6 protein-coding genes are annotated in these 7,072 nt (G+C 70.8%); 4 read left to right on the forward strand and 2 right to left on the reverse strand.

The window, feature by feature from the left end; genetic code table 11:
- Positions 1-716, forward strand: a 716-nt coding sequence (locus tag ACFU99_RS26610) for an FGGY-family carbohydrate kinase (RefSeq protein ID WP_384396375.1), incomplete at its 5' end; no start/stop codon positions are given.
- Between the two features lie 54 nt (positions 717-770).
- On the opposite strand, the gene ACFU99_RS26615 is transcribed toward ACFU99_RS26610, so the two are convergent.
- Both ACFU99_RS26615 and ACFU99_RS26620 read right to left on the reverse strand, forming a co-directional pair.
- The gene (locus ACFU99_RS26615) at positions 771-1,952 is read right to left on the reverse strand and encodes a sigma-70 family RNA polymerase sigma factor (RefSeq protein WP_384396378.1); all 1,182 of its coding nucleotides are present in this window, start codon (positions 1,950-1,952) and stop codon (positions 771-773) included.
- Positions 1,953-2,172: 220 nt separating this feature from the next.
- On the reverse strand, positions 2,173-3,594 hold the full coding sequence (locus tag ACFU99_RS26620; RefSeq protein WP_384396380.1) for an MFS transporter: 1,422 nt from the start codon (positions 3,592-3,594) through the stop codon (positions 2,173-2,175).
- Positions 3,595-3,784: 190 nt separating this feature from the next.
- On the opposite strand from ACFU99_RS26620, the gene ACFU99_RS26625 reads away from it, so the two are divergent.
- The 3 genes from ACFU99_RS26625 to ACFU99_RS26635 all read left to right on the forward strand — a co-directional run bounded on the left by ACFU99_RS26625 (position 3,785) and on the right by ACFU99_RS26635 (position 6,950).
- Positions 3,785-4,726 carry a helix-turn-helix transcriptional regulator gene (locus tag ACFU99_RS26625; protein WP_384396383.1) on the forward strand — a complete coding sequence of 314 codons (942 nt, stop codon included), beginning with the start codon at positions 3,785-3,787 and terminating at the stop codon, positions 4,724-4,726.
- Between the two features lie 556 nt (positions 4,727-5,282).
- Positions 5,283-5,963 (forward strand): class I SAM-dependent methyltransferase, encoded by a 681-nt coding sequence (locus ACFU99_RS26630; RefSeq protein ID WP_384396386.1) that lies wholly within the window; start codon positions 5,283-5,285, stop codon positions 5,961-5,963.
- 123 nt (positions 5,964-6,086) lie between these two features.
- Entirely contained in the window at positions 6,087-6,950 is an 864-nt protein-coding gene (locus ACFU99_RS26635; protein ID WP_384396388.1) for an NAD(P)-dependent oxidoreductase, read from the forward strand.
- Positions 6,951-7,072: the final 122 nt, after the last annotated feature.

The raw sequence follows: 7,072 nt of genomic DNA on the forward strand, positions 1-7,072 counted from the left end.
CCCTGGGCGCCTCCGGCTCGGTCTTCTCCGTGCACCACGAGGCCCTGGTGGACTCCACCGGCACCATCACCTCCTTCGCCGACGCCACCGGCATGCACCTGCCCGTGGTGCACACCCTCAACGCCGTACGGGCGCTGCGCGGCACCGCCGAACTGCTCGGCACCGACCTCGACGGGCTCTCGGAGCTGGCCCTCGCCTCCACCCCCGGCGCCTCCGGCCTCGTCCTGCTCCCCTACCTGGAAGGCGAGCGGACCCCCCACCTCCCGCACACCGCGGGCACGTTGGCGGGGCTGCGGCGCGAGAGCATGAAGCGCGAGCACCTGGCGCGGGCCGCCTTCGAAGGGATGCTGTGCGGTCTTACGGACGCCCTTGACGTCCTGCGCAGCCGGGGCGTCGAGGTGCGGCGCGTGTTTCTGCTGGGCAACGCGGCCGGGCTGCCGGCCGTACGGGCCATAGCGCCCGCGCTCTTCGGCGCGCAGGTCATCGTCCCGCAGCCGGCGGACTACACCGCGATCGGCGCGGCCCGGCAGGCCGCGTGGGCGCTGGGCGCGCAGCAGGGCTCCCTCTCGCCGCACGAGCCGCCGCGCTGGCCCGCCGCCGCCAGTGAGGTCTTCGAGCCCGGCGAGGAGCTGGCCGTGGGGCAGGCCGTCCACCAGCAGTACGTCGCGGTCCGCGAGCAGATCCATCCCGGCGCGTTCGGGGACGGTCAGGCATAGCCTCCTCCGGCCTCGACCCGCGCATACGAGCGCGTACGGGCCGGTTTCGCGCGCTCAGTCCAAGTAGCCGCGGAGCTGGTCCGCGAACGCGTGGTCGCGGAGTTTGTTGAGGGTCTTGGACTCGATCTGGCGGATGCGCTCGCGCGTGACGCCGAAGATCCGGCCGATCTCCTCCAGCGTGCGCGGGCGGCCGTCCACCAGCCCGTAACGGAGCTGCACGACCTTGCGCTCGCGCTCGCCGAGCGTGGAGAGGACCGCTTCGAGGTGCTCGCGCAGCAGCAGGAACGCCGCCGACTCGACGGGGGACGCGGCGTCGCCGTCCTCTATGAGGTCGCCGAGCGCGACATCGTCCTCCTCGCCCACGGGCGCGTGCAGCGATACGGGCTCCTGGGCGAGGCGCAGCACCTCGCTGACCCGCTCCTCGGTGAGGTCGAGGTGGGCGGCGACCTCGTCGGGCGAGGGTTCGTAGCCGCGCTCCTGGAGCATGCGGCGCTGGACGCGCACGACGCGGTTGATCAGTTCGACGACATGGACCGGGACCCGGATCGTACGGGCCTGGTCCGCGAGGGCGCGGGACATGGCCTGGCGGATCCACCAGGTCGCGTACGTCGAGAACTTGTAGCCGCGCGCGTAGTCGAACTTCTCGACGGCGCGGATCAGACCGAGGTTGCCCTCCTGCACCAGGTCGAGCATGGTCAGCCCGCGGCCGACGTAGCGCTTGGCGACGGAGACGACGAGGCGGAGGTTGGCCTCGATGAGGCGGCGCTTGGCCATCCGGCCCAGGACCACCAACTTATCGAGATCCAGGGCTAGTTGGGAGTCCAGATCGGGCGCCGAGGTCAGTCGCTCCTCGGCGAACAGCCCCGCCTCGACGCGGCGGGCCAGCTCGACCTCCTCGGCGGCGGTGAGCAGGGTGATGCGGCCGATCTCGCGGAGGTACTGGCGGAACAGGTCGGAGGAAGGTCCACTGGTGTCGGGCCGTACGGGCGGGTCGGGGAGCACTTCCTCACCGAACATCTCGGACGCGGGCGGGTCGGCCTGTCGCACGACGGCCGGTGCCGCGTCGGTCAGGGTCTGGGTCTGCACGGGGGCGACCTCCAGGGTGATCGCTGCACGGGCGGCAGAAGGATCGGGCACGGTTGCGGCCGAGCCGCCGTCCGTCCCGGACATCAAGAGCGGCTCCGCGGGGGACTCCGGATTCGGTTGACCGGACCCGCGCTCCGAGGACTCAGGCACCACATGCCAGTGTGGGGCACGACACACCGCCGCCACGAGGGGCGTGCGCGCACTTTCTGGGGCCGTTCCGTGACCGGTCGGCTACAGCGCGGGGGCGATCCTTCCGCTGAGCGGAACGCCGCGTGGAACAGGCCGCGTTACCGGCTGTCCCGCGGCTTGTGCCCGTGGTGGGAGCCGAAACTCTGCTGAAGATCAGGTTTCGAGCGATCCCGGCCAGTGATCAGGTGATGCTCTCCCGGGCGGGGCGCTCCGGGAGCGTCACCGCAGGGGCGATCGGCGGGCGGCGCCGGGCGGTGGTGAGCAGGGTGAGCAGGACGATGGCGGCACCGCAGGCGGTGATGATCCAGTAGGCGGGGCGTACCGCCTGCACGTAGCCGGCGCCGGAGCCGGAGCCGGAGATGGAGCCGGAGTGGCGCAGGCCGGTGGTGAGCACGGCGCCCAGTACGGCCACTCCCAGCGCCTGCCCGAACTGGCGGCTGGTGGAGATGATCGCGGCGGCCACCCCCGCGCGCTCCTTGGGAATCCTCGCCATCGCGGCGTTGGTGACGGGGGTGTTGGCAAGGCCCACCCCGGCTCCGATCAGGCAGTAGGCGGGGAACAGCAACGCGTTGCTGGTCTCGGCGTCCGCCGCGGCGAACAGACCCCCGCCCAGGGCGGTGGCGGCCCCGGCGAGCAGCAGCGGCAGCCTGGGCCCCAGGCCGGCGGTCATGCGGCCGGAGAGCTGGGAGGTGACGATGTTCAGGATGGCCATGGGGAGCAGGTACAGGCCGGCGTCCAGTGCTCCGAGTCCGCGCTCGTTCTGGAGGTACAGGGTGTTGAGGAAGAGGAAACCGCCCAGGACGAAAAAGGAGAGCACGGCCATGGCGCCGGCGCCGCTGAACCCCTTGTCGCGGAAGACCTCCAGGTCCACCAGCGGTTCGGTGCGCCGGCGCTCGTACTGGAGCAGAGCGAGCAGTGCGACCGGCGCGGTCACCAGGCAGCCGAGGGTGAGCGGGGCCGTCCAGCCGGTGCTCGGCCCTTCGATGACGGCATAGGTCAACGTTCCCAGCAACGCGATGACGAGGAGCTGCCCGACCGGGTCGGCCCGCCGGGGGTGCGGGGCGCGGGACTCCGGGATGAAACGCGCCGCGCAGATCAGGGCCGCCACCCCGATCGGCAGGTTGAGCCAGAAGATCGAGCGCCAGCCGGCGGCCTGCACCAGCACCCCGCCCACCAGGGGCCCCACCGCCATGGCGACGCCCATCACCGCGCCCCAGACGCCGATCGCCCGAGCGCGCTCGCGCGGCTCGGTAAAGGTGTTGGTGATGATGGACATGGCCACCGGGTTGAGCATCGACGCCCCCACCGCTTGCAGGACGCGGCAGGCGATCAGCCAGTTGAGCCCGGGAGCCAGCCCGCAGAGCAGCGAGCCGAACGTGAAGAGAGCCAGGCCCGTCTGGAAGACCCGGCGGCGCCCCAGCCGGTCACCGGCTGAGCCGGCCAGCATCAGCAGCGCGGCCAGCGCGATGAGGTACGCGTCGGTGGTCCACTGAAGTCCGGAGAGCGGGCTGTGCAGATCCCGCTGCATGGCCGGCAGCGCCACGTTGAGCACGGTGTTGTTGAGATTGCCGAGGAAGACGCTCGTGCAGCAGACCGCGAGCACGAGTCCCGCTCTTCCCCTTGCCGCCGAGGCCTCGGACGCCCGCCCCGCAACCGTCACCGTGTACTCCACTCGCAATGTCGTCGACCGGTACCGCTCAGCCTCGGGTACGGGCCGCCTGCCGGGGAGGCTCTGTCTGAGGGGCCCTGGCAGGGCCTCCCAGACAGGAACCGGCTTCCCGCATACTGCACGGGTGGGAGGCACGGGAGGCACGACGGAGTTGGGGGAGTTCCTGCGGAGCCGGCGCAACCGGATCACGCCGCAGCAGGTCGGCCTGCCTCCGTCCGCGGGACATCGCCGCACCGCGGGGCTGCGCCGTGAAGAGGTCGCCATCCTGGCGGGGGTCAGCGTCGAGTACTACCGGCGTCTGGAGCAGGGGAAGCAGTGCCGGCCGAGTCCGGCGGTGCTGGAAGCCATCGCCACGGTGCTCAAGCTGACCGACGACGAGCACCGCCACCTGACCGAGCTGTCCCATGACTCCTCGCCGCCGCTGTCCGGCCAGGGCCCGCCCCGCCGCGCCTCGCGCCGGGTGCGGCCCGAGGTGCGCCGGGTCCTGGAGATGGTGTCGCCCTACCCCGCCTGTGTACTCAGCCGCTCCAGCGACCTCCTGGCGGCCAATGCCTCCGGGCTGAGGCTGCTGCCGGGGATCGAGGACTGGCCGGAGGGGCGTCGCAACACCGCGCGCTACACGTTCCTGCACCCCGCGGCCCCGCTGCTGTACGAGGACTGGGAGGGGGTGGCCCGCGGGGTGGTCGCGCACCTGCGCGCCGCGGACGCCGTCCACCCGGAGGCTCCGGAACTGCGCGAGCTCATCGGGGAACTCACCCGGCACAGCGACGAGTTCGCGGACTTCTGGCAGCACTACGACGTCCGCGCCCGCACCAATGGCCGCAAGGTCTACCGGCACCCGGACGTCGGCCGGCTGGAGCTGACCTACGAGGCTTTCGACGTAGCCCGCAGCGAAGGGCAGCGGCTGGTGATCTACCAGGTCCCGCCCGGTAGTCCGGACCACGACGTCCTGTTCCGCCTGGCCGCACCGGCGACGCCTGCCCCGGATCCGGCCCGGGACCCGGACCCGACGCCTGCCCCGGACCCGACGCCTGCCCCCGCGAGGCGTCGCGCCGAATTTCGGTAGACGCCGGCTCAGCCGCGTACATCCGCGCACAGCCGGCCGTACGGCACGTTCCCTCTTTCTTGGTTCGCCACACCTCGGATGCCGCCCCGCCCCGTGCGTGATTCCCGAGCGCGACACAAATGGATTTTCCGATTCCCGCTCCTGGCCGTGTCGGCGGTCCTGCGGTTGAGCGCCTCCGGCAATATGGAACATTATTCGATAAAACTGCCCGCGGCTGTTCGGTGAATCCTTGTGGTCAATGTGTGGATTCAATGAAAAGCCGGATTTCCGGTATGTTCCGGAGTCGGCCGGGCGTGCCGAATGAGTCGAGTAGTGAGTCCTTGATTGCTGCTGTGACCTGCGTAAACATATATTTGATCATGGGTCTGGCTGTTTTGGTTTTGGTTTTACATGCCCGTGTATTGCGATGATTTTACTGTGCTCCACGTCACTGTGGACCTTGTGAGTTGCCAATGGTAACTTCATTCGCATGGCGAATATGGTTGCTAGTTCTACAGAACGCTTCAGTAAATTCGCAGAATTCTACGATCGAGTGCGCCCGCAGCCTCCCAAAGAATTGGCTGCACTGCTCGGGCAATGGTCGGGGAAGGCTGATCCGGCCGTGGTGGACCTCGGCTGCGGCACCGGACTGTCCGCCACGCTCTGGGACGACGTGATCGGGGTGGAGCCCTCGGCGGAGATGCGCGCGGTCGCCGCCCGCCGGGGCATCCGGGTGGTGGAGGGCACCGGAGAGGAGACGGGGCTGCCCGATGAGTGCGCGGACATCGTCTCGGTGAGCCATGCGCTCCACTGGTTCGACGCCGCCCGTGCCTTTCCGGAGATCGCCCGTATCCTCCGGCCCGGAGGCGTTCTCGCCGCGTTCGACTTCGACTGGCCTCCGGCCGTCGACCCCGAGGTCGACGCGGCCTACCGCGAGTTCGAGTCGGTGCACACCGCGCTGGAGGCCGAGCGCGGTCTCCGGCCGACTTTCGCCCGCAAGGAGGAACACCTGGGGCGGTTGCGGGACAGCGGCCTGTTCCGGCACGTCAACGAGGTGTGCCTGCATATGAAGGAGACAGGGGGCGCCGACCGGTTCGTGGACTTCGCGGCGAGCCAAGGGGGCATCCCGGCACTGCGGGAACAGGGGGTCGGCGAGGACGTCCTCGGCCTGACCAGGCTGCGGGAGGTCACCACGGCCCGCATGGACGAGCAGACCACGTGGTGGTGGACCTGCCGAATCCGGCTCGCCGTTCGCTGACCGGGCCGCCTCGGCGGCCAGTACTGGGAGGGAAGCTTGTCAGGGGGACGCATTGTCATGCCCGAATGCCGGGGGTACCCGGGACTGTGCGGCATCGTCCGCAGCTGCCCCGGAGGCACGGCGGTGCAGCTCAGCACCGAGCCGTACACGACCTCCGGACAGCTCGCCGAGCGCATCCGCGGCGCTGACACGGTGCTGCGGTTCTTCGCGTCACCACCACTGGACACCGGCGCACTGCTGGCGGAACGGCCCCGCCGGGTCGTGGTGGCCGGGCCGTTCGGCGCCGACGTGGACACGGCGGCCCTGGGCCGGTCCGGGATCGAGGTGTATGACACCCCGGGGCTCGCGGCCGATTCGGTGGCCGAGTTCACCCTGACCCTGTTGCTCATGCTCTCCCGCCGCGTGCCCACCGCGGTCGGCGCCGCTCCGGACTGGCGGCCCACCGCCGGGCGGGAGGCCGCCGGAAGGCTCCTGGGAATCGTCGGGTGGGGGCGCATCGGCGGCAGAGTGGCCGCGCTGGCGCGCGGTATCGGCATGCGGGTGGCTGCCTGGTCACCGCGCTTGGACGAGGAAGCCGCGCGCGCCGCGGGCGTCCGTACGATGCCGCTGGACGCACTGCTGGCCGAAGCGGATGTGGTCAGCCTGCACCTGCGTGCCGTTCCTGGGGCCGCGCCGGTACTCGATGCCCGGCGGCTCGCCCTGCTGGGCCCGCACACCCTTCTCATCAACACCGCGCGGGCCGCCCTGATCGACATGGCCGAGCTGCGCCGGCGGCTCGCGGCGGACCTGCTGGGCGGAGTGGCCCTCGATGTCTTCGACACCGAACCACTGCCCGCGGACGATCTGTTGTGCCACCACCCGCGTGCGCTGGTGACACCGCACATGGCCTGGATGACCGACGAAGCCGTCACCCGGTTCGTCTCGGACGCCCTCGCCTTCGCCACGGCTCCGGAGACCGCGGACGGCCTCGTCCGGCGGATCGTCTGAGGCCGACGCCGCTCCACGGGGGCAGGGCCGTGTCCGAGCCTCACCGCATCGGCATACCCCCAGCACGTCAACAGAGCACCGCACGGGGCGCAGCACCGCCCCGTGCGGGCATACCGCACCGT

This window comes from Streptomyces sp. NPDC057654, from assembly GCF_042800135.1.
In the GTDB taxonomy this organism is placed as follows: domain Bacteria; phylum Actinomycetota; class Actinomycetes; order Streptomycetales; family Streptomycetaceae; genus Streptomyces.